The sequence below is a fragment of the Bacillus sp. SIMBA_008 genome (genome assembly GCF_046535495.1).
Classification (GTDB): Bacteria; Bacillota; Bacilli; order Bacillales; family Bacillaceae; genus Bacillus; species Bacillus subtilis.
Genome location: NZ_JAWRWL010000330.1, coordinates 1 through 278, shown reverse-complemented (window position 1 = coordinate 278; position 278 = coordinate 1). Strand labels below are relative to the sequence as shown.

1 protein-coding gene is annotated in these 278 nt (G+C 63.7%); it reads left to right on the top strand.

The window, feature by feature from the left end; genetic code table 11:
- Nucleotides 1–28 precede the first annotated feature (28 nt).
- Nucleotides 29–278, top strand: a 250-nt coding sequence (locus SB658_RS23435; protein ID WP_410602685.1) for a hypothetical protein, incomplete at its 3' end; no start/stop codon positions are given.

Sequence of the window (278 nt, the reverse complement as noted above, 5' to 3'; positions counted from 1 at the left end):
AGGATTCGCAGCCCGCGCGGGGGCAGTAATGTCCAAGAAGGTCAAGCTCAAGGACCAGCTCGGGCGCGTCATTCGGGTTTCCGATGACGTAAAGGGGGCGACTGTAGGCAAGGATCTGCGCTGGCCAGATGGCACGATTGTGCAGGCAGCGCAGATCCGCCAAGCGGCGACTCCAGCCACTAACGCCTCGCCGACGCTTTGGAGGCTGATCCGGGAAATCCCCGCCAACATCCAGGCGCTTGCGGCCATGGTCCTGGCCGGCTTTCCATCCCGGGCAT